We start from the raw sequence: 23,842 nt of genomic DNA, 5'->3' as shown, positions 1-23,842 counted from the left end.
TTGTGTTTGGGTGGGTGTTGATAGTTTTGTACATCATTATTTAATCTATCACGCCTTGAATCTAATCTTGTTGGTAAGACTATTCGATAATGGGAATAAAAAAATGAAGGAGTGCAGGTCGGGTCACCTGCATTTCCTTCATTTTTGGGGACATCTTTAATATTCTTGGACAGAGTTTGTTGTTTGTGTACAATACATGTATATCATCTATTTTTTCTTATTCCACCGTTACTGATTTTGCAAGATTTCTTGGCTTATCAACATCGCAACCCTTTTGAATTGCCATGTAGTAAGATAATAATTGTAGTGGAATTACTGAAATTACTGGTGCTAATATATCCATTACTTTTGGTATATAAGTTACGGAGTATACTGATTTTTCAATTTCAGTGTGTCCTTCTGGCGCAAAAGCAAATACTTTTGCTCCTCTAGTAGCTACTTCTTTTATATTACTTACCATCTTATCAAATAATTCTTCTTGAGTAGCTAGTGCTATAACTATAGTTCCTTCTTCCATAAGCGCTATAGGACCATGCTTTAACTCTCCTGCCGCATAGGCATCTGAATGGATATATGATATTTCTTTAAGCTTTAATGAACCTTCCATTGCAACTGCATAGTCAAGTCCACGGCCTATAAAGAACATATCTCTATGCATATAAGTTTTCGCTGTGAATTTTTGAACAGTTTCCTTATTTTTAAGCACCTGCTCTGCCTTTTCTGGAAGCTCTAGCATAGCTGCTTTAATTTCTTCTAATTCATCTACGCTTAATGTTTCGTTATTCTGAGCAAAGAATAATGCTATTATATACATCGCTATAAGCTGAGTTACATAAGCTTTAGTAGATGCAACTGCTATTTCTGGTCCAGCCCAAGTGTATAGTACGTCGTCTGCTTCTCTTGAAGCTGCGCTACCGACTACATTAGTTACTGCTATAACTCTAGCACCTTTTGACTTTGCAAGCCTTAAAGCGGACATAGTGTCTGCAGTTTCTCCTGATTGACTAATAACTATCATCAATGTATTTTCGTCCATTATTGGGTCTCTATATTTAAACTCAGAAGCTATATCTAATTCTACTGGTATTCTTGCAAGTTTTTCTATAACATATTTACCTACAACTCCTGCATGGTATGCAGTTCCACATGCTACTATATATATTTTATTTAAATTTTGAATTTGCTCTTTAGTTATAGTTATTTTATCTAGAGATATTGGCTCTCCTAGAACTACTCTTGAAGTCATTGTGTCTCTGATTGCCTTTGGTTGTTCATGGATTTCTTTTAGCATAAAGTGCTCATATCCACCTTTTTCAGCGGCTTCTGCATCCCAAGTTACATGGAATACTTCTTTCTCTATAACTTCGTTTTCAGCATTAATAAGCTTTATTCCATCACTTGAAATTACAACAAATTCGTTATCTTCCAATAAATATACTTCTCTTGTGTGGTTTAATACTGCTGGTATATCTGAAGCTACAAAAAATTCATCTTTGCCAATACCTACTATTAACGGACTATCTTTTCTTACTGCCACTAATTTATCTGGTTCATCACTTGATATTACTGCTATTGCATAGCTACCTTCCATTTTAGTAGTAGCCTTCATTACCGCTTCAACAATATTTCCATCAAAGTAGAAATCTATAAGATGTGGTATTACTTCTGTGTCAGTTTCAGATGTAAATTTATATCCTTTTGACATTAACCATTCTCTTAACCGTATATAATTTTCTATAATCCCATTGTGAACTACACTAATAGTTCCTTTTTCATTAGTATGTGGGTGAGAATTTTCATCTGATGGTTTACCATGAGTGGCCCATCTAGTGTGTCCTATACCCACTTGTCCAATAAGCGGCTCTTCTAATAATTGAGCCTCTAAATTTGCAAGCCTTCCTTTGCACTTTGTAACGCTTAAAACTCCATCATTTATAATTGCGATTCCTGCTGAATCGTATCCTCTATATTCTAATTTACTAAGACCTTTTACCAAGATTGGTGAAGCCTGTTTTTTCCCAAAATATCCAACTATTCCGCACATATTCATCTTCCTCTCAAATTTAAAATTTTACACAAATCAACACTAAGGTGCTTTATTACCTTTGGTGCTATTCGTAATATTTATAAAGGTTTTAACACCAGATTGATCTTGTAACGAAAATCACTAATCGCTTTTATCAACCATTAACGGTAGTGCGCTACCGCGGGGCATCCGCCGAAGATTCGATACTCCCCATCCTCGTCAACTCATAATGCATAATAACTACTAATGCTCATTATGAGTCCTGGCGCTTTAAAATCATCTAATTTTCTCTATCCTCCTTTACCATAATATTTACATTCACAAATACGTAAACTGAAAGCTTATGAACCTTTCACATAAGCTTTCAGTCTATTATATTCATTTTATAGCCTAAACGTCAATGCTTTTAATGATAAGTTAACTTAATAGTTACTTTTTTCTACTATAATTCATGTTATTTTCCATATTATTTAGCAATCATGAAATTTTATACTATCTTACTTATTTGCTTTTTCCTGGATTAATTTCGCAAGAGCATGAGCCATTACGTCTAATTCACTTTGTACTTTACCCTCGAGCATTACTCTCACTAAAGGCTCTGTACCTGAAGGCCTTATAAGTACTCTTCCACAACCATCTAATTTTTCTTCTATTTTTTTAATCTCTTCAACTATTTCACTATCAGTTTCATGTATGTCCTTTTTATCATTAGGTACTGTTGCATTAACTAATACTTGCGGAAGTTCTGTCATCATTGCCGCAAGCTCCGATAATGGTTTTCCTGATTCTTTAATAACAGTGGCTAATTGAAGTCCTGATACAAGTCCATCCCCTGTAGTATTGAAATCCAGGAAAATTACATGTCCTGATTGCTCTCCACCTAGGCTATAACCCTCTTCTTGCATTTTCTCAAGTACGTACCTATCTCCTACTTTAGTTTTAACTGTAGTTATGTTTTCTTCCTTCATCGCAATATCAAGGCCCAAATTACTCATAACTGTTACTACTACTGTATTTTTAGTTAATTTACCAATATCATTTAAGTGTTTAGCACAAATAGCAATTATAATGTCTCCATTTATGAGATTTCCTTTCTCGTCAACAGCTAAACATCTATCTGCATCACCATCAAACGCTAATCCTAAATCACAATTGTTCTCTTTAACAAAAGCCATTAAATGCTCAGGATGAGTAGATCCACAGTCTCTATTTATATTTATGCCATCTGGATCATTGTTAATAACTAAAACCTCAGCTCCTAGATCTCTTGTAGCTCTTACTGATGTAATATGCGAAGCCCCATTAGCACAATCTAATGCTATTTTAAGTCCTTTTAAGTCTCCTGAAATAGTAGATTTAGCAAATTCTATATAATCATCTACAGCACTGTGATTAACTGTTTTTTTACCTAAATCACCTGCTATTGGTGATGGTACTCCTTTAAAATCACTTTCTATGACTGCTTGTATTGTATCCTCTAATTCATCAGACAGCTTGAACCCATTGTTGTTAAAAAATTTTATTCCATTATATTCTACCGGGTTGTGAGAAGCTGAAATAACAACCCCTGCATCTGCTCCATATTTTCTAGTTAAATATGCTATAGCGGGTGTTGGAACTACTCCAAGACATATTGCCTCTGCCCCTACCGATAAAATCCCTGCAACTAAGGCTGATTCTAACATATCTCCCGAAACTCTTGTATCCATTCCTACTAAAATTTTAGGTTTATGAGCTCCGCTTGTTAATACAAACGCTCCTGATCTCCCTAACTTATATGCAAGCTCCACTGTTAATTCTGTATTTGCTATACCACGTACTCCATCTGTCCCGAACATTCTACTCATATTTTTCTACCTCTTTCTCAATATTATATGGGTTTATTACAGATCATCCTAAACAAAACAACTAATCAATATGCTAGTGTTTTATTTTACTATTTATGTATATATATATTAAATCCCTTTTTGCATAAATGAATAAAACTTAATCATATTATACTACAGGTATAAGTATTTGTAAAAAAAGTCTCAGTATTTTACAATATACTTGTAAAAAAAATAGCCCAACTCACTTATTTGGGTTGGGGTAAATCATCTCCTGGGTAGCTTCACAGCGTCTAAGAAGCTGCCTTATTCTATAACAATCTCAACTGCATCTCCGTCTCCACTTTTTATGTCTACAATTTTTCCATCCATTCCATTATCTATGGCATCTAATATACTTTGAGTCATTGCATCCATATCTACATTTTCCATACCATCTACGTTTACGTTTGGAATTCTTCCGAATGTTCTTATCATACCACTTACAAATTTCAGCGGAATGTTAATATTTGCATTGTCATTTCCCTTAGATTTTATCCTTATTTTGAGCATTTTAGAATGTGTTTTGCCCTTAGTGTGGCTATTATTATTTGGTGCTACTTTATCCAAAATAATAAATTCTTTACTTTTTTCATTTAAAGCGTCTATAAGCTGCATAGCTTCTTCTGAATTAATTTTACCTTCTTCAACCATTTTTAATATTCTTGAGATTTCATCATTCATTATTTCCCCTCCTTTTTCTGAAATGTTGCTAACATAATTAATGCTTCATCAGCAGTAATTTCACCTTTGTCTAACATATCTAATACATCCTTTTTATCAGTGGCTAGTTTTTGCTTTAAAACAGTATACCCAAGTGCTTCAATAACCTCATCTAGCTTTGCTGTCACTGCCTGGTCTGCTATGCCAAGTTCTTTTTCCATATCCTTAATGTTTCCTCTAGCTTTTAAGAATACTTCAACAAAATTTAACTGTTCACTATTTAAATAATCAAATCTAGATAATTCAAATCGGTTTTCTACCACAGTATTACATCCATCACATTTCAATCTAGTCGCTTTTAATCTAGAACTACAAACTGGGCATTTACTTAATATTTTGCATGCCATGTTTTACCACCTTCTTCCATTGTATTCATTATATTATCATTAATTGAAATATTCAACATAGAAATTAATTATTTCAATATTTTAAACGACATTTCAGTAGGAAAGTCCCCTACTTCCATAAGTGGGAGTTATATGCCCCAACAAATAGAAAACTTCAGTGGGAGTATAAATCTCCTTCTGAAGTCGTTAATTCATCTTCTTCAAAGCTGTTCAGCGACCCAGGAGATGATTTAAGGCAGCTTCAAAAAAATAACTAACTGGTATGCTAGTCTATTTTTTTGGAGCTACCTAAATGAATTATTTTAAAATTATAAAAACAGCTTATTAATATAGTTGTTATTTATATTCTTTTGCCTTTTCTTCACCGTTTAATATTCTTAAGCCACCTTGAGTTAGTGCTAGTAATTCATCTTCACCTGGATAAACTACAACATTTGCTATAAATTCTACTCTTTCCTTTATATACTTAACTGTAGCCTTCCCATAAGCTATTCCTCCAGTTAAAACTATAGCATCGACTTTTCCTGATAAAACTGCTGCACATTGTCCAATTTCCTTAGCTACTTGATATGCCATAGCCTCAAAAACCAATTTAGCCTTTTTATCGCCGTCTTCTACTTTCTCTATTACTTCTCTAGCATCATTTGTATCAAGATAAGCAACAAATCCACCTTTTCCATTTATCTTCTTTTTCATATCTTCTAAAGTGTATTTTCCGCTAAAACACATTTCAACTAAATCTCCTACTGGTAGTCCTCCAGATCTTTCTGGTGAAAATGGGCCTTCTCCATCTAGTCCGTTGTTGACATCAACAACTTTTCCATCTTTGTGAGCACCTACTGAAACTCCGCCACCCATGTGTGCAACTATCAAATTAAGTTCTTCATATTTTTTACCATTTTCTTTTGCATATCTTTTAGCTACTGCTTTTTGATTTAAAGCATGAAAAATACTCTTTCTTTCTATTTCTGGCATACCTGATATTCTAGCCACATCAATAAGTTCATCCACGACTATTGGATCAACTATAAACGCTGGTATATCTAAAGATTTTCCAATTTCGCTTGCAATTAGTCCTCCTAAATTTGAAGCGTGCTGGCCTTGAACTCCGATTTTCAAATCATGAAGCATAGCCTCATTTACAGCATAAGTACCACCTTCAATAGCTTTTAGAAGTCCTCCGCGGCTTACTATGGCATCCAAAGTTTTTATATCAAAGTTCTTTTCTTTAAGTATATTTAATATAGCATCCCTTCTGAAATTAAACTGTTCAAATATACCTTTAAATTCACCTATTTCTTCTGATGAATGTCTTAATGTTTCTTCTAAAATTTCATTTTCATCTTCATACACACCTATTTTAGTGGAAGTTGAACCAGGGTTAATAATTAACAATTTATATGACATATTGTTCCTCCTTTGTGCTTCACGTCGCATTCAAATAAATAGCAAGCAAATATGCTAAGCACCTTTAACTTGCTACCTATTTCCACGAGCCTAAGCTAGTAGTAATTTTATTTATTATATTCTGCAACTAATGCTGCAAGTGCTATAGAATGTAATTTTGTTTCAGGACTATCCGCTCTAGAAGTTAATATAACAGGAGCAGAAGTCCCTACTAGTAATCCACCGCTCTTAGATTTAGTAGTGTAATTTAAGCATTTGTACATAGCATTTCCTGTTTCAATATTGGGCATTACAAGAATATCCGCTTTACCTGCTACTGGTCCCTCTATTTTTTTATGTTTTGCAGCCTCGCCTGATATTGCAATATCTAATGATAAAGGTCCATCAACAACACATCCCTTTATTTGCCCTCTATCGCTCATTTTTGAAAGCATTGCTGCATCTAGTGTTGCTTGCATACTTGGGTTTACTACTTCTACTGCACAAACTACTGCTACTTTAGGAAGTTCAACACCACAAGCTTTTGCTACCGCTACTGAATTGTTTATTATACCTTTTTTTTCTTTTAATTCTGGGTACATATTAAATGCAACATCTGTTAAAAATATCAACCTATCATAACTTGGTATCTCAAATACTGCGACGTGTGACATTAATTTACCAGTTCTGAGTCCTACTTCTTTGTTTAATACAGCTCTTAAGAATGTGGCCGTTTCTACGAGTCCTTTCATAAGCATATCAGCTTTTCCTGAGGATACAATCTGAACTGCAGTTAATGATGCTTTTTTAACGTCTTTTTCATCTATAATTTCAAACTCTTCTGCATCCATTCCTATGTTTTTAGCAATAAATATTATTTTTTCTTTATCCCCTACTAGTATTGCATCTGCTATGCCGTTTTTCTTAGCATCGCGCACAGCCTCAAGTACTGGCTCATCCTGCGCTACAGCAACTACTACGGTTTTCATCCCCTGTGCCTTTGCGGTGCCTAATATTTTATCGAAAGTTTTACTCATTAGATTACACTCCTTCTACTGTCTATTTTAACCCTTCTTAGTATATTTTAACATATTTCGTAGGTGGAATCCAATGTTCAATAAAATTTCTTATTCAGGTTTCCATTTTTTCATTATACTTTCTGCTGTTTTTAATCCATCAACTGCCGCAGAAATTATTCCACCTGCATACCCCGCTCCTTCTCCTGCTGGGTATAATCCTTCTACAGATATACTTTGTAATTCCTCGTTTCTATCAATTCTTACTGGCGCCGATGTTCTTGTTTCAATACCAGTCATAACTGCATCTTCTCTTGCAAAACCCTTTATTTTATAATCAAATTTAGGTAAAGCCTCTTTTATAGCATCTGTTACATAACTAGGCAAACACCCAGTAAGATCAGCAAATTTATATCCCGGAGTATAGCTTGGTTTTATACCCCCTATTTTGTTACTGTCTATTCCTTTAAGGAAATCTCCAACTAATTGCACGGGTGCATTATAGTTGGATCCTCCAATTTTATAAGCTAGGGCTTCATAATGCCTCTGAAACTCAATACCAGCAAGTGGGCTATCCGCTCCGAAGTCTTTAGGACCTACAGATACCACTACAGCTGAGTTTGCATTAGTCTTATCTCTCTTATATTCACTCATACCATTTATTGCAAGGCACCCCTGCTCTGAAGCTGCCGAGACTACTTGTCCACCTGGGCACATACAAAAACTATACACTGCTCTTCCGGATTTTCCACTTGTATAAGTAAGCTTGTAATCAGCACCTTTTAACCTTGGATGGTTAGCATATTTTCCATATTGATTTTCATTGATCATATCCTGAGGATGCTCTATTCGAACCCCCATTGCAAATGGCTTACTAGACATAAATATGCCTTTTTTATATAACATTTCATAGGTATCCCTGGAACTATGTCCTGGAGCTAAAATTAAGCTATCACAAGGCAACTCTTCCCCATTTACTATTATGCTTTTCACCTTTTTATCTTTAATTTTTATATCGGAAAGCTTACTATTAAATCTTACTTCTCCACCTAGCTTAATAATACTTTCTCTGATATTTTTCACAACTTCTTTTAACACATCTGTACCTATGTGAGGCTTGCCAATATACAATATTTCCTCAGGTGCACCAGCTTTCACAAATTCCTCTAATATGTAGTCACATCTAGTGTCCTTTATTCTTGTAGTTAGCTTTCCATCTGAAAAGGTTCCCGCTCCACCTTCACCAAATTGCACATTTGATTCTGTATTGAGCACCGCCCTAGTCCAAAATTTGTTTATGCTTTTTGTTCTAAGCTCTACCTGTTCTCCTCTTTCAATAATTAGAGGCTTGTATCCCTTTTGCGCCATAAGAAGCCCAGCAAACATACCTGCTGGACCCATTCCTACGATTATAGGTCTATGCTGCATCTCACTCGTTCCAAATTCAAACTCAGCATTATACTTAACTTCTTCAAGTTTAACATCTTTATGATTTGCCCTCTCTACAATTTTTAATTCATCATCCATTTTAATACAAGCAGCATAATTAAATTTAATGTTATTCTTTTTCCTAGCATCTATGGATTCTTTAGCTATTCTAAAATCTTTTATTTCGTTCTCATCAACTCTCATTATTTTTGCTGCCTTTGTTTTTATAGTATCTATAGTATCGTCTATATCTAGGACTATGTTATTCACTCTTATTGTCATTTCCTGTCATTACCTCCGTTTGTTTCTTCGTAATAGTTACTAATATTTTATCTTGGTCTTGTGATATTAAATTTACTCCTTCTGGCATACTTGTCACTACTTTCACAGAGTGTTCTCCTTCTACTAAATTAGCTAAATCTACTACGGCGCTAATTTTTGTCAAATCCAAAGAATTCATAACTGCCTGCGTACCTGAAACCAGTAGTGAGTCATTATTTTTTTCGAGTTTCACTTGATATTTTTCATCTAAATTAATATATTTGATGTCTTGACTTAGTTTTTTTTGCACTACCTCATCTATATTCTTTTTCACTACCTCATCTAAATTAATCTCAGCCTTAACTAAAGCAGTACCACTAACTAAACTTAATCCACCTGGAATTAACACTTTAACATTCATCGTAGTACTTTTGTTTATTTTACTTAGGTCAATAGCTTCCGTGTTTAAATTTTCCACTTGGTTAAGTGCATCTACACTTCCTGTTACATCAAATCGTTCTGGTTGCACTTTTATGCTCTTTAGCGTAAAATTAGGATTTAAAACTCCTATGGTTTTCACCGTTACTCCTACAGACTTAGTCTTCCTTATAGGAATCTTAACATCTATCTGAACTGGGTTTACAACCACTCCTTTTACTTCCTTACCTTCTTCATCTACTGGTTTAAGCGTGTATGTTTTTGCAATATTTGATTCCACGTCTTGTATATTAACTTCTACTAATATTTTTTTCACTGCATTTACAAACTTTGAACCACCTACTACTTTAGCATTACTTTGGGATATTTCTGGTTCAGATGCATAGAAGCCTTCTTTGGGTTTTCCACTTGTAATTACATTTATAGGTAAATTAGATTCAATCCGTTTATCTAAGTTTACCTTTACAAAAAGACCATTACTATTTACCACGGTTATATTATTAGGGCTTTTTCTTATTTCAATAGGAATCATTTGTTCTCCAGTTTTAAGAGCATATGCACTTAAATCTGCAACTAATGTGAAATCTTCTGCTTTCTTACCCAAAATTATACTAGTACTAGCCCCTTTAATATTTATGGATGTTGTTAAATCTTGCCCTGGTACTAAAACGAGATTTGACTGGGTTAATACATTTGTATTTAAAAGCTGTACAGGTATGTTTTGAAGCTTATAAGCAGTAAGTGGATTTTCTGTGCTTGATATAAAAAGCCATAAAGCAAAGGCAGCTATTACGCAGCAAATTTTAATTATAAATTCTTGTTTTCCGTTTTTATCCATGCCTTTACTCTCTCCTTTAAGGTTATTTTTTTAATTTGTCTTCTTCTTATTATTTGAAGAAGTATTTTTTTAAGCTTATCCTTGTCATAGTTCCTTAGCAATCTTCCATTCATTGCTATAGATATAGTTCCTGTTTCTTCTGATACTATTATCGTTAGAGCATCTGAAGTTTCCGTTATTCCTATTGCCGCTCTATGCCGCGTTCCTAGTTTCTTACTTATTACATCATTATTTGTTAAAGGCAGAAAGCATCCTGCCGCGATTATCCTATCATTTCTAATTATTGTAGCCCCATCATGAAGCGGGGTATTAACTACAAATATATTTTCTAGTAAAGCTGTAGATATTACAGCATCCAATGTGGTTCCTGTTTTAATAATTTCTGCAATACCTGTCCTTTGTTCTATTACTATTAGTGCACCTGTTTTACTTTTTGATAAAATTTCAATGGCATTTACGATTTCAGTTATAACCTTCTCCATTATTTGTTCATCTTCAAATACGTGTTTATCAGCAAAAGCGGTCCTTCCGATGTGCTCTAAAGCCCTTCTTATTTCTGGTTGAAATATGATAACAATAGTCAAAACACCAATTGTTATTGTCTTATTTAAAACCCAATTTAATACTGTTAAATTAAGCAATTGGCTTATCGGAATAAGCACAAAAATAAAAATCATTCCTTTTAATAACTGTATAGCTCTTGTTTCTTTCATTAGCATGTAACTTTTATAGAATATAAACGCCACCACTAATATATCCAAAATTGAAAATATGCTTATATTTTTGATTGTGCTTATCATTAACTTAAATACTTCCATAAAGCTCACACCCCTCTACTAAAACTCCTATTTACAATTATACACCATGATTTGCTTTATTAGTATATATTATAAGTTAATTTTATTATAACAATTAAGCTCACATTTCAAGGTAATTCTATTCAATTTATACCCATTTTAGATTCTAAGAGTATAATTCTATAATTAAACTAGAATAATATATGTATTAAATTAATATATGAATATAAGACAAATAATAAGGGAGTGAGTTTTTTTGAACGAGCAAAAAGAAAATGTAGATATTATAGATACTAATAACAAAGGAAAAACATTTAAAATCATACTTTTTCTATCTATTATCATGATCTCTATAGGTATTTCCTTCACTATCTATTACAAATCTATAAATAAGGTATATGATTCCTATAAAACCGCCTTAATAACTAATATTAATGTTATCAATAGGGTTAATAACAATACAGGACAGTTTAATAGTGGCCAAACAATAGATGTTGGTTATGCCAAAGAACAATTACCTAGTATTATTAAAGATTTAGCTAAGCTCCGTGATAATTTATCAAATTCAGAGCCTACCGCGAAATATAAAAAAGACCATGAAAATTTAAAATCAGGCTTAGACAAAAACCTATTAATATACAGACAAACACTAGCAATTTTAAATAATCCTTCTGGTCGAGATGTAGAAAAATCCGTGGAGGATCTTAAAACCTTTAGAAATGATTGCATGAATTTTTACTCCTTAGTAGATATTCGTAATATTGAAATAACACTGCCAAGAACATCTTTAGTCTTCATTGACAATGTACTTAATTACAGTTATAGCGCCGTAATGATAAGAAAAGAAACAGATATTAAATCGGAACAAACCCAAGAATTTATCAATAAAACTGATAGCTTATCCGTGGATTTTTTAGATTCTAAAACTGATTTTTACTCAAATGTAATAAAAGCAAGAAAAAAAGAGATATCCTATGATGACCTTTTGTCACTAGTAGATAGTGATTTTACAAAATTAAGCGAAATGCAAACTACATTTAAAGGTTTATCTGTGCCTCCTGCGGCTATTACTACTTATGAATCCTTCAAACTTTTATTAGATAACCAGGAAAGCTATTTAAGGGATTTTAAACTTGCGCTAACAAGTGAGAAAGTTCAAACTTTAAGTACGGCTGTAGACACCGCCGCATTAGATGCTCTATACAATTCTTCTAATGTGCTATTTACACAAGTGGAACGTTCTTATAATGATTTTATTAAAGTCTATTCTCAGCTAAAGAATAATAAATAAATACGTATATATTATTATAACTTAATTGTTTTTCGTTATAATATAAAAATTCAGTGTATTATTTTCGTACTCTTGGTCACACTATTATTAGCCTAAGTAAAAAATACGGAGGAACCAAGCATTTGGGGTGAATCACTTATTGTGTAGGTTAAACCTTTCCCGAACCCGTCAGCTAACTCCGTAGGCAAAAGGAGAGATACTATGAAAAAATTTGCTTTTTTATCTTGTATGCTAACATTCTTATTAGTATTGCCTAGTTTAAGAGTAAATGGTAAAAATTTATACTCATTTGATTCAGAAATTAAAGATTTATATAATGATAAACTAAAAGCAGTAGCAGTATTTAAGCAGTCAAATAGCTCAATTTACATTAGTGATAACGATATTTATTTAATGTCGCAAGTTGTATACGCCGAGAGTTGTGGTGAACCTGATATCGGCAAACTCGCAGTAGCATCCGTTATACTAAATCGTGCTCGTGATGGTCATTTCCCAAAATCTATTTCTGGTGTTATAAATCAAAAAAACGCTTTTTCTTGTGTTAAAGATGGGAAAATAATTCACAATGGCAAATCGAATGTTATTCCCGATTCTGCTTGTTACACTGCTGTATTAGATGCATTAAAAGGTAAAGATCCTACATATAATGCTGTTTTCTTTTATAACCCTGAAATATCTACTTCTCAGTGGATGATAGGTATAAAAAAAACAAATGTAAAAACTATAGGAAATCATGTTTTCTTTGTAGTTAAATAAAAAAAACTGTAGTTATAAACTACAGTCAGGTAGCTCACTTTAGTTAATTCTAGCTACAGCTAGTTCTAACTACAGTTAGCTACCTAATTTTATTGTTAATAACATAAAAATCAATAGTCAGCATCTATCTTATTTATTTTTATGTTCTTTATCTAAATAGGTAACTGCACTTAATGCTGCTACTAATCCTTCACCTGCAGCCTTAATATACTGATATGGCTTCCCTACGCAGTCGCCTGCTGCAAAACATCCTTCTATATTGGTTTTCATACTTCTATCAACTTTTATATGTCCCTCTTCGATTTCAAGACCTGGCACCAATTGACTAGGAGACACACTATCTCTTAGCATGAAAATTCCATCTGTAGTTATCTCGCCCTTCTCTAAAATAACCTTAGTTACCACATCTTCACCAACTATTTCTAAAGGCTTATTTTTTATTATCTCCACGTTAGAATTTAAATCATATTCCCCTTTGTACATAGGGATATAATATGTTTTTCCACTCAATTCACTTACATAATTAGTTTCTTCTTCGCTTTCTTTATTATATCCGACTATAACAACTGTTTTTCCTTTATATAATGGAGCATCGCAAGTAGCACAGTACCCTACTCCTTTTCCTAAAAACTCTTCTTCTCCTTTTAATGCTTTCGTGTATTCTATCCCCGTAGCTAAAATTATTGCTTTAGCCTCATATATTTTTTCGTTTACCATCAAAGCAAAATAATCCCCCATGGCATAAACATTATTTATTCTCTCATTTACAATACCTATCCCCATGGCATCAACATGTGTTGCAAATTCATTCTTAAGTTCCTTTCCTGAAACGTTATAGAACCCTAGAAAATTGTTTACCTTTGCTGCTTTTACTAGTTTTGGACTTAATTCTTTGCTTCCAAAAATTATTATGTTTTTATTTCTAATTTTAGCACTAATAGCTGCTTCAAGGCCTGCTGGGCCTGTTCCAATTATAGCTATATCATATCTCTCACCCATAATTTTTCCTCCTAATGTTTTCATCCTAATAAAACTATTCTACTTATTTGACCCTATGATAAGTAAAAATTCTTCACTTAGAAAATGGAGATATTTATTTAAATTATAAAAATTTAAAATATCTATCTCCAACATTTCTATTTAATACTTACATTACTTTATTTAACCTTATTACCATATCAATCATCATTTTTAGTACTGTAAGATTTTATATATGATTTTCTATTATTTTCTTTAAATCTGCTTTAGGTCTGAATCCTACCATAGTTTCTTTAACCGCGTCTTTTCTAAATACCATAACTGTTGGAATACTTGAAATTTTATACTTTGATGATATCATAGGACTCTCATCTACATTTACTTTTGCAAATTTAACTTTTGTTCCCATTTCTTTTGCTAATTCTTCAATTACTGGAGTTAACATTTTACAAGGTCCACACCAAGGTGCCCAAAAATCAACTACAACTATGTTATCTGAATTTCCAATTTCCTCATTAAAATTTTTATCATTAACTTCTTTAATCATATTATTACCTCCAATTATTATACCCCACCAGGGTATGTTTATATCTTAATTGTATACCTTATTATTTTACTAGTCAATATTTCAACTTAAATCTGTTGGATTTAAGTTTTTTTGTATAACTGTAAATATTGTAAAATTTCTAAATTTATATACACATTTCAAGATTAGTATACCCAAAGCAAATCTTAAAAATGTCTATACTCCTTTGTATTATTACTTATTTTTATGTTCCTAATATCTTTTTCACTATAGCGTTATTATATTGCGAATTTGGAAATTGTTTCACTAGTTTTTCTGCATAAACCTTTGCTTTATTTGAATCTAAATCTTTATTTATAAGAATTAAATTATATAAAACTTCATTAGTGTAACTTCCACTAGGAAATTGTTTTAAACTAAGTTCATAGTATTTAACAGCATTTTGAAAGTCAGAAATAGATTTGTAACTTAAAGCTAGCATATAAACAATATGCTCTTGTAAATAACTATCTTTAGAATATGGTAATGCATATAAAAAATATTTCCGAGCTTCAACAAACATTTTATCATTCATACAATTTATACCTTTTTCATAAAAAATTGGCACTCCACTATTTTTAATAATTTCTTCTCCTTTTACCATAAGTAACTTATCATTCATTCCCAAGTCATCATTCTTCCACCTATTTATATATTCAATCATTTGCTCTATATCATTACTATTTATACTTTCTTTAAATTGTTCTTGTGGGAATTTCGTCATTTCTTGTGATTTATTTTTTATTGTGTTTTTTTTATTCTTACTTGTACCTTGATTCTCTACTTCAGTATTATCTTTAACTTCTTGAAAATTTTGATTTTCTATTTCTACTTTGTTTTTAGTTTCCTCTTTATCTTCTTTATTAATTAACGCTATTACGCTTTGCGCTTTTTTTATAGCAGTTGTTGATATGTTTTTTGCCTTATACATATAAACTTTGCCTAGAAGTAGCAGCGTTACAGATAAACATATACTAGCAGTAACTATAACTATTTTCTTATAGTTTATTTCTCTCTTTAAGCTACCATATTCTATTAATATTTTTTTGTTCATAATAGCTTGTGTATTTTTTTTATCTACTTTTATAACCTCATTTATGTAATGTAGTGCTTTCTCATATTCCCCTTGCTTTATGTAGCATCCACTAATATGATTATTCACATTTATAAAATTAAAGTGACTGGTTTCGCACTGTTTTAAATTCTCAAGAGCCCCAAGTATATTAAATTGCTTAATTAGCTGCATGGTATTGACATACAGCTGTAATTTTCCCTTATCACGTATACTATCATTTAGATATTTTTTTGATACCTGATCATTGTTTCTTTTATAATTTATATTCCACATTTTTTTAGCAGTTTCTAAATCACCTTTTATATAATACAAAATACCCTTCAAATTTAAAGCGGCAGCATTTGTATTGTTTAGCGAAATACTTCTTTCACATAGTGCTAACGCTTTGTCTATATATCCATCATTATATTTATTCATAGCTTTTACATATATTTTCCCTGATTTGTCCATAAACTCACCTTTTATTTCCTATATTTATAATTAATCTAATTATATCATAGGATTTATTTTTTTTAATAGAATTATTCATAATTATAATAGTAAAAATATATTATTATATTTTTTTGTATTAAAATTTTAATTATTTCATATTATGATATTAATGCACTAATTATAAGGAGGTTCTCTGAATAAAGAAAATCTCGTTAATCTTCTAATAATTTTACTACTTGCGACCTGTTCCTGGTTGAATAAGACTATTAAAATAATATATATAGATACTATGGGAGGACCTTATGACAAAAAAAAATTTTACTTTTATCATATATTTTCTAAGTTCTATTTTAGTATTAGTTCTTTCACTATTTGTTTATAGGTTTTCTATGCATATTTGTTACCTTAATTTACATGATCGAATAACTACACCAAAATATACAGGTGAAAGAGTTTCTAAAACTTATTCTGCCAAACTTAAAAAAATTGCAACTTTTATTAATACTACTAACGAACCATCTATTAAAGGACTTAGTAATGCAGATTTGATCCTTGAGTTTTTAAGTAAGTCTAATGGCCTTACTTGTAAAGCTATATTTAGCCAAGAAAGTGCTAAAAATATTAGTTCAACAATTAATTTAAAAGATTATTGCAATTCATATTTACCAACATTAAAATTTTCCAATAACGTTGATACAAAAGCCCTTAAAGGTACCAATGCAACTTCCATTTTTATAAGTTTTAATGAAGATTCATCTTCAAATTTTTTATATCAAAATGGAGAGTATTATCATTATAGAGGCTTAAACATTGATAATGATAATAATACTCCTGTAAAGCTAACTAATGTTATTGTACAATTTGTCCACGGTAATATTGTAAATGATGAAACCTTAGCTTCGTCTGAATCTCATGGCACTGGATTGTTATTTTGTAGCGGAAAAGCTCAAGATATTAAATGGGATAGGAAGAATAATTCTAAAATAAATATTACAGGCCGAAAAGGGGACCCTATCTCACTAATGCCAGGCCCTACATGGTGGACTTTTATTGATGGAACCTCTTCTATAGCCTACGATTAGCAATTAAATCATCCTTTTTAAATCTGTTCAGCACCATCTTCGAGGCTGCATTATTATGAAAATTTAATTACAAACCAAAAAGCATATTTCTAGAATAATATGCTTTTTTAGGTTGCCCGCATTTAAATAAGTATTATTTTTCAAACTAATCCAAACTTGCTCCAATATACTTATTTACTCTTTTGGATTACTTTTAAAAAACTCGTCTACAGATTTGCTTATGGAGTCTGCAATTTTTCTTTGATATTCATCTGACTTTAACTTTTGTTCTTCTTCATTGTTTGATAAAAATCCACATTCCACTATAACGCTTGGCATATTGTCATTCACCCTTAATAACTTGTAAGCATTTTTAGCGGGCTTCTGTATTCTCTTATTATTGGGATCCAAATCTACCCTAAGGTTTTTTTGAATTGTACTAGCTAATGTAACGCTATCTTTATAATCTGAGTACCATACTTGTGCTCCATAATATTTACTCTGTGAAAAATAATTTAAATGAACGCTAATTAACATATCACAATTACTTGATTTCTTTAAATCACATCTATTTTTTAAATCTTCATTGTAATTTGACCTTATAGTTCCACTTTTTGAATAAGCTCCTGTATCTTCTTCTCTTGTCATAACTACTTCATATCCTGATTTTTTCAAGCTCTCTTTAAGCTTTTTTGCTATACTTAAATTTATATCTTTTTCTACAGTACCATTTTGAGAGCTTGTGCCACCATCCATCCCTCCATGTCCGGCATCGATGAGTATTTTTTTATTCCCTTTACCCGCATTCATAGTTTCTTTTGAAAAGCTTAGATTTACGCCTATAAAGCCTACCATCCCTACAATGATTACTAGGATAATAGCTACTAATTTGTTATTTTTATACCTCAATTCATCCACCCTTTTATTTATTAATATATGTTAACTTTATTCAACTTGCAGATGATTTATTAGTATTTTCATATTTGCTTTAGATCCTTTTTTATAAAAATCTATAAACAGTATTTATATTTACAATTTAACGGCAAACAAAAAGCACCCGCTAAAAATTATAGCGACTGCTTTCTGCTTTCCTCAAGTTATATGTAAATATATTTCACTTATATAAATTATGATTATTTGTTTATTACCACTTCTGCGATATTGGTTGCATGATCTCCTATTCTTTCAAAATTGCTAATAATATCTAGGTACATTGTCCCAACTGTAGCCCCGCATCCGCTACTATTTAATCTTCTTATATGTGATGATCTTAATTCGTTTTCTAAACTATCAATTCTACTTTCTATTGCCATAACGGATTCCGCTTTCATAATATCATTGTTTTCAAAACTCTCAATACTAATTTCTAGAGCATTTACTATGTATTTATACATTCCATCTAACTCTTCTATAGCTTCTTTTGAGAATTTCAAATTCTTTTGAATCTTTTCACTAGTTAAATCCACTAAATTTTCAGCATGATCTCCTATACGCTCTATATCATTTACTACATTGAACATAGAAGTTACTATTTTAGTTTGTTCCTCCGATAATTGTGTTGATGAAAGCTTTACTAAATATGATGTAATTTCATCTTCAAGTAAGTTTATTAATTTTTCATTTTCATAAACAGTTCTTATATTACTTTCGTTATTGTTAGTAAAACACTCCATAGCAAGCTGTACATTTTCTTTTGCTAAGTTAGCCATTCTAACTACCTCTTGCGATGTTTGCCCAACCGCAATAACTGGCGTCTCTAGTAATCTATCATCTATATACTTAACCCCCATTATTACAACTTCATCTTCTCCAGGTATAATCTTGTTAACAAGTAAAACAAGATATCTTATAAATGGCACCATAATTATGGTATTTGTTATGTTAAATATTGTATGGGCATTCGCAATTTGTCTTTTTATACCCATACCCCCACCCGGTGATATAACCTGTACAAGTTGTATTACTGGGTTTATTAGCGGAATAAAAATTAATGTACCAAATATATTAAAAAACAGATGTATTAGAGCTGCTTTTTTTGCTGTTTTAGACGTTCCTATACTCGATAATAAAGCCGTTATACATGTGCCTATATTATTACCAAATAAAATTGGTACCGCCACTCCGAGTGGCAATGCTGATGTAGACGCTAATGCTACTAAAATACCCGTGGACGCAGAAGAACTTTGGAGTACTGAAGTCATAAGTACACCCGTTAAAACTGCTAAGATAGTATTTCCTTCCAATTTCATTATTAAAGTTGCAAAAGCTGGCGAATTGGCTAGTGGAGACATAGCATTCTTCATTAATTCCATTCCTAAGAAAAGAATACCAAAGCCTAATATAATATTGCCTGTTTCCCTACCCTTTTTATCTTTTGAAAATAATATTGTTAAGGAACCTATTCCTAAAAATACTGGCATTATATTATCAAGTTTAAATGCAATTAGCTGCGCTGTTATAGTGGTTCCAACATTCGCTCCCATAATTACCGCCGCTGCCTGATATAGGTCCATAAGTCCTGCATTAACAAAACCAACTACCATTACTGTAGTTGCACTACTGCTTTGAATAACTGCTGTTATTGCAGCTCCTGTAGCTACACCTTTAATAGGATTAGATGTTATTTTATCAAATATCTTTTTGAGTTTTTCTCCTGATGCATTTATTAACCCATCACCCATCATTTTCATTCCATATAAGAATAACCCGACGCCTCCAAAAAGGCCTATAACCATATTTATAGCCTGCATAAAATTCCTCCATGTCTAATGTATTATAAGTATTTTAATCATTCACACAAATAATACTATAGGTTTATACTTTATGTTAAGTAATTTACGACATATTTAACATAGACTTTATAAAACTTAACACAAACATAACATATGAGGTATTTACTTTTAACGACATTTCAGAAGGGAAGTCTCCTACTTCTATACGTGGGAGTTATATACCCTAACAAATAAAAACTTCAGTGGGAGTATAAATCTAGTATAAAGCCCCTTCTGAAGTCGTCAATGCAGCTTCTTCAAAGCTGTCGCAGCTCCGCAGGAGATGATTTAACTATCCTTATAAAACAATATTATAATAAATTTCCATTACATATCATATAATTAAAATATAATGGAATAAAATATTTTATAGAGGTGATCTAATGTACAATTTAAAGCCTTACATTTTTGATTTTAAATCGGTGAATGGCTTTTCCAAGAAGCAGCTAGATGAGCATTACAAACTATATTCGGGTTACGTAAGCAAGTTAAATGAAATTTGGAACATTCCCTATATACCAGGTAATTATACTGATAGCAATGCCACTTATTCCAAAATGCGCAGTTTAAAACTAGGTGAAACATATGCACTGAATGGGGTAAAGCTTCACAACCTTTATTTTGAAAACATGACTGGGGGAAGTAACACCCCTTATGGTCCCATATTTAATGCTATAATAAATCAGTTTACGACCTATGATGATTTTATCTCCTATCTTACAAATGTAGGATTATCCATGAGAGGTTGGGTAGTTCTTTCTATTGATTCGCTTGATAATAAATTACACATAATAGGAAGCGATTCACACGATACTGGAGCAGTATGGCAATCTTTCCCCATATTAGTAATGGATGTTTATGAGCATGCATATTTCATGGATTTTGGAACAGATAAGAAAAAATATATTTCTACGTTTATTGAAAATATAAATTGGAGTATTTTAAATGACAGATTCCAAAAATACGTCTTTTCAATGAGGTCCGCGAATATGAACCAACATAGATATTATCCATATAGTCTTTTTTAATGGATAACTTTCTAAACATTTGTCAGTTATAGGTGGTTTTAAATCATTTTATAAGTTTAAAAGAAATAAAAATCCCCCAAACATAATTGTTTGAGGGATTTTTGACTTTATAAAGACTATCTCTTTGAGAACTGAGATGCTTTTCTTGCTTTTTTAAGGCCGTATTTCTTTCTTTCTTTCATTCTTGGATCTCTTGTTAAAAATCCTGCTTTTTTAAGCTCTGGTCTTAAAGTTTCGTCAGCCTTTAATAAAGATCTAGAAATACCGTGTCTTATTGCTCCAGCTTGACCTGTATATCCACCACCGTTTACATTAACTAGAATATCAAATTTATCTTTAGTTCCAGTTAATACTAAAGGTTGGTTAACTATAAGAATTAAAGTTTCTAATCCAAAATAATTTTCTATGTTTCTTTTGTTTATAACAATTTTACCTTCGCCAGGTACAAGTCTTACTCTAGCAACTGATTTCTTTCTTCTTCCTGTTCCTATATATTGAACCTTTGCCATTATGTATCCTCCCTCCGAATCTAATTAGTATTTAAGCACTAGTGTTTCTGGATTTTGTGCTTCATTTTTATGTTCTGATCCTCTGTATACAGTTAATTTCTTAAGTGTTTGACGACCTAATGGTCCCTTTGGAAGCATTCTTCTTACTGCTTCTTCAAAAATAAACTCAGGTTTTTTAACTATTGCTATTCTATATGGAACTTCTTTTAATCCACCTGGATAAAAAGAGTGATGTCTTAACATTTTTTGGTCTAATTTCTTACCAGTTAAAACTATCTTATCAGCATTTATTACAATTACAAAGTCACCTGTGTCAACATGTGGTGTAAATGTTGGTTTGTGCTTTCCTCTTAATATAGCTGCTATTTGACTAGCTGCTCTTCCTAAAACTTTTCCTTCTACATCTACAACGAACCATTTTCTTTCTACTTCTAGTGGTTTTGCTAAGTATGATTTCATTATTTTCCCTCCCTGAACTTTTAACAATTAACTTCCTATGCTAAAGATCCGGGGCTAGTGGATCTTATACACGATATTTTATACAAACATTAATAAGTATAATACATTCTACCGGGTGTGTCAATGTTTTTACACGTGCTGTTTGAATTTTATTGTTTTTTATTTTAATAAAAAACTTCCTCCAAACATAATCCCCCGGGTGGAGCAGATTTTCCAGCCTTTGCTCTCTCTTTTGACTCAATTATATCTTTAATTTCATTAGGTTTGATTTTTCCTTCTCCAACCCTAATTAGCGCTCCAACTATTATTCTAACCATATTATAAAGGAATCCGTCAGCAGCAATATCTATTTTTATAAGTTCTTCATCCTTTATTATATCTAGTTGCGAAATAGTTCTTACAGAAGTTTTAACCGAACTGCCCAGATTTTTGAATGCAGAAAAATCATGAGTACCTATAAAATATAACGCCCCTAGTTTCATAGCATCTACATCTAATATCTCTTTATGGTTGTATATGTAATTACGTCCCACGGCAACAGACTCTCGCCTATTAAGTATAGTGTAACTGTACCGCTTCCCTTTACTATTATACCTTGAATGAAACTCATATGGAACCTCAATAGAATGTAAAATCACAATATCTAAGGGGAGCTTGCTATTTATAGCTCCTGTGAATTTTTCCGCAGATATTTTACTATCAGTATAAAAGTTTCCTGTATACCCTTTTGCATGAACTCCGGCATCTGTTCTACTAGACCCCGTAATTTGAGTTTTTTCACCTGTAATCTCTTCAATAGCAAGCTCTATTTTTTCTTGAATAGTTCTAACATTATTTTGCTTTTGCCTTTGCCAACCTGAATAGTTTGTTCCATCGTATTCTATTATGAGCTTTATATTTTTCACTATTCCACGTCCTTTTCTATTTATACCTAGGATTTAATAATCCTTTGCACTTTAGTAGAATATTATGTTCTACTAACAATAGTAATAATAAACAACAGTGTAAAAGCAAAACTTGCAACATAATCTTTTTTTGTTATCTTTAGTTGTTTCATTTTAGTTCTTCCTTCTCCACCTTTGTAACATCTTGATTCCATAGCCATTGCTAATTCATCAGCCCGCCTAAAAGAACTTATAAACAAGGGTACTAAAATAGGGATTAAACTTTTTGCTCTACTTATCAAATTCCCAGACTCAAAATCAGCACCTCTTGCCATTTGTGCTTTCATAATTTTATCAGTCTCATCCATAAGAGTTGGAATAAATCTTAATGCAATAGTCATCATCATTGCTAACTCATGGGCTGGCACGCCTATTCTTTTAAATGGATTTAAAAGATTTTCTATGCCATCTGTTAACTCTATTGGGGATGTAGTTAATGTCAATATTGATGTTCCCATAATTAAAAACACAAGTCTAAGAATCATAAACGCTGCAACTATTAGACCTTCTTTATAAACATTTATAAACCCATAGTGAAAAATTAAATTTAACTCTTTCCCGCTAGTCATAAAAATGTTTAATACTGCTGTAATAAGTAATAAAACTAAAATAGGCTTTAACCCATTATAAATGTACTTAAATGACAAATTAGCTATTATTATTGTGGCTAAAAGAAATATAATTATAAATAAATAGCCTATAAAATTATTTACCAAAAATAGGTCCACAATAAACAAAAGGGATATTAGTATCTTAAATCTTGGATCTAATTTATGTACAAAAGACTCCCCTGGTATATATTGACCTATTGTAATATCTTTGATCATACAAATTCCTCCACTGTGCTG

Annotated in this window: 22 protein-coding genes and 1 riboswitch; of the genes, 4 read left to right on the top strand and 18 right to left on the bottom strand. The window is 31.8% G+C overall.

The features are described from left to right. Nucleotides 1–217: 217 nt before the first annotated feature. The 9 genes from glmS to cdaA form a co-directional block, all read right to left on the bottom strand. On the bottom strand, nucleotides 218–2,044 hold the full coding sequence (gene glmS, locus ACWJJT_RS12875) for a glutamine--fructose-6-phosphate transaminase (isomerizing) (RefSeq protein WP_462954964.1): 1,827 nt from the start codon (nucleotides 2,042–2,044) through the stop codon (nucleotides 218–220). Between the two features lie 479 nt (nucleotides 2,045–2,523). Further along, the gene (glmM, locus tag ACWJJT_RS12870; protein ID WP_462954963.1) at nucleotides 2,524–3,873 is read right to left on the bottom strand and encodes a phosphoglucosamine mutase; all 1,350 of its coding nucleotides are present in this window, start codon (nucleotides 3,871–3,873) and stop codon (nucleotides 2,524–2,526) included. Nucleotides 3,874–4,158: 285 nt separating this feature from the next. Beyond that, nucleotides 4,159–4,575 (bottom strand): SHOCT-like domain-containing protein, encoded by a 417-nt coding sequence (locus ACWJJT_RS12865; RefSeq protein ID WP_462954962.1) that lies wholly within the window; start codon nucleotides 4,573–4,575, stop codon nucleotides 4,159–4,161. Beyond that, complete coding sequence (locus tag ACWJJT_RS12860) at nucleotides 4,575–4,961, bottom strand: DUF2089 family protein (RefSeq protein ID WP_462954961.1); 387 nt, start codon at nucleotides 4,959–4,961, stop codon at nucleotides 4,575–4,577. Before ACWJJT_RS12860 ends, ACWJJT_RS12865 begins: the two co-directional genes overlap by 1 nt. 336 nt (nucleotides 4,962–5,297) lie before the next feature. Continuing rightward, nucleotides 5,298–6,368, bottom strand: coding sequence for a butyrate kinase (buk, locus tag ACWJJT_RS12855; protein WP_462954960.1), 1,071 nt, complete (start codon nucleotides 6,366–6,368; stop codon nucleotides 5,298–5,300). A 107-nt stretch (nucleotides 6,369–6,475) separates the two neighbouring features. Beyond that, nucleotides 6,476–7,384 (bottom strand): phosphate butyryltransferase, encoded by a 909-nt coding sequence (ptb, locus tag ACWJJT_RS12850; protein ID WP_462954959.1) that lies wholly within the window; start codon nucleotides 7,382–7,384, stop codon nucleotides 6,476–6,478. 90 nt (nucleotides 7,385–7,474) lie between these two features. Beyond that, entirely contained in the window at nucleotides 7,475–9,073 is a 1,599-nt protein-coding gene (locus ACWJJT_RS12845) for an NAD(P)/FAD-dependent oxidoreductase (protein WP_462954958.1), read from the bottom strand. After that, a complete protein-coding gene (locus tag ACWJJT_RS12840) occupies nucleotides 9,054–10,328 on the bottom strand; it encodes a CdaR family protein (protein WP_462954957.1) in 1,275 nt (424 codons plus the stop codon). Before ACWJJT_RS12840 ends, ACWJJT_RS12845 begins: the two co-directional genes overlap by 20 nt. Further along, nucleotides 10,298–11,146, bottom strand: a complete 849-nt coding sequence (gene cdaA, locus ACWJJT_RS12835) for a diadenylate cyclase CdaA (RefSeq protein ID WP_462954956.1) — start codon at nucleotides 11,144–11,146, stop codon at nucleotides 10,298–10,300. Before cdaA ends, ACWJJT_RS12840 begins: the two co-directional genes overlap by 31 nt. Nucleotides 11,147–11,381: 235 nt before the next feature. Here cdaA and ACWJJT_RS12830 point away from each other — a divergent pair, with 235 nt between their 5' ends. Next, entirely contained in the window at nucleotides 11,382–12,416 is a 1,035-nt protein-coding gene (locus ACWJJT_RS12830) for a hypothetical protein (protein ID WP_462954955.1), read from the top strand. Nucleotides 12,417–12,495: 79 nt separating this feature from the next. Then, nucleotides 12,496–12,617: riboswitch (cyclic di-AMP (ydaO/yuaA leader) on the top strand. Then, nucleotides 12,618–13,172, top strand: a complete 555-nt coding sequence (locus ACWJJT_RS12825) for a cell wall hydrolase (protein ID WP_462954954.1) — start codon at nucleotides 12,618–12,620, stop codon at nucleotides 13,170–13,172. Nucleotides 13,173–13,301: 129 nt separating this feature from the next. Here ACWJJT_RS12825 and ACWJJT_RS12820 read toward each other — a convergent pair whose 3' ends face one another. From ACWJJT_RS12820 to ACWJJT_RS12810, 3 genes are all read right to left on the bottom strand, one after another. Continuing rightward, nucleotides 13,302–14,171 carry an NAD(P)/FAD-dependent oxidoreductase gene (locus ACWJJT_RS12820; protein ID WP_462954953.1) on the bottom strand — a complete coding sequence of 290 codons (870 nt, stop codon included), beginning with the start codon at nucleotides 14,169–14,171 and terminating at the stop codon, nucleotides 13,302–13,304. Nucleotides 14,172–14,379: 208 nt separating this feature from the next. Beyond that, a complete protein-coding gene (trxA, locus tag ACWJJT_RS12815; RefSeq protein ID WP_462954952.1) occupies nucleotides 14,380–14,697 on the bottom strand; it encodes a thioredoxin in 318 nt (105 codons plus the stop codon). 223 nt (nucleotides 14,698–14,920) lie between these two features. Continuing rightward, the gene (locus ACWJJT_RS12810; RefSeq protein WP_462954951.1) at nucleotides 14,921–16,240 is read right to left on the bottom strand and encodes a tetratricopeptide repeat protein; all 1,320 of its coding nucleotides are present in this window, start codon (nucleotides 16,238–16,240) and stop codon (nucleotides 14,921–14,923) included. 284 nt (nucleotides 16,241–16,524) lie between these two features. On the opposite strand from ACWJJT_RS12810, the gene ACWJJT_RS12805 reads away from it, so the two are divergent. After that, entirely contained in the window at nucleotides 16,525–17,304 is a 780-nt protein-coding gene (locus tag ACWJJT_RS12805; RefSeq protein WP_462954950.1) for a DUF3048 C-terminal domain-containing protein, read from the top strand. 174 nt (nucleotides 17,305–17,478) lie between these two features. Here the strand turns inward: ACWJJT_RS12805 and cwlD are convergent, their stop codons facing one another. After that, nucleotides 17,479–18,192, bottom strand: a complete 714-nt coding sequence (cwlD, locus tag ACWJJT_RS12800; protein WP_462954949.1) for an N-acetylmuramoyl-L-alanine amidase CwlD — start codon at nucleotides 18,190–18,192, stop codon at nucleotides 17,479–17,481. A gap of 224 nt (nucleotides 18,193–18,416) precedes the next feature. Next, nucleotides 18,417–20,033, bottom strand: a complete 1,617-nt coding sequence (locus ACWJJT_RS12795; protein WP_462954948.1) for a Na/Pi cotransporter family protein — start codon at nucleotides 20,031–20,033, stop codon at nucleotides 18,417–18,419. A 404-nt stretch (nucleotides 20,034–20,437) separates the two neighbouring features. Between ACWJJT_RS12795 and ACWJJT_RS12790 the strand changes: the two genes are divergently transcribed. Beyond that, entirely contained in the window at nucleotides 20,438–21,082 is a 645-nt protein-coding gene (locus ACWJJT_RS12790; protein ID WP_462954947.1) for a superoxide dismutase, read from the top strand. Nucleotides 21,083–21,198: 116 nt separating this feature from the next. Here the strand turns inward: ACWJJT_RS12790 and rpsI are convergent, their stop codons facing one another. The 4 genes from rpsI to ACWJJT_RS12770 form a co-directional block, all read right to left on the bottom strand. After that, nucleotides 21,199–21,591, bottom strand: coding sequence for a 30S ribosomal protein S9 (gene rpsI, locus ACWJJT_RS12785; RefSeq protein WP_165414269.1), 393 nt, complete (start codon nucleotides 21,589–21,591; stop codon nucleotides 21,199–21,201). A gap of 24 nt (nucleotides 21,592–21,615) precedes the next feature. Further along, the gene (gene rplM, locus ACWJJT_RS12780; RefSeq protein ID WP_462954946.1) at nucleotides 21,616–22,050 is read right to left on the bottom strand and encodes a 50S ribosomal protein L13; all 435 of its coding nucleotides are present in this window, start codon (nucleotides 22,048–22,050) and stop codon (nucleotides 21,616–21,618) included. Nucleotides 22,051–22,214: 164 nt separating this feature from the next. Beyond that, nucleotides 22,215–22,955: a tRNA pseudouridine(38-40) synthase TruA gene (gene truA, locus ACWJJT_RS12775; RefSeq protein ID WP_462954945.1), complete on the bottom strand. Its 741-nt coding sequence runs from the start codon at nucleotides 22,953–22,955 to the stop codon at nucleotides 22,215–22,217. 62 nt (nucleotides 22,956–23,017) lie between these two features. After that, nucleotides 23,018–23,821, bottom strand: coding sequence for an energy-coupling factor transporter transmembrane component T family protein (locus ACWJJT_RS12770; protein WP_462954944.1), 804 nt, complete (start codon nucleotides 23,819–23,821; stop codon nucleotides 23,018–23,020). Between the last annotated feature and the right edge of the window lie 21 nt (nucleotides 23,822–23,842).

The organism is Clostridium sp. CM041, assembly GCF_055081035.1.
This window is presented reverse-complemented; position numbering and strand designations above follow the sequence as displayed.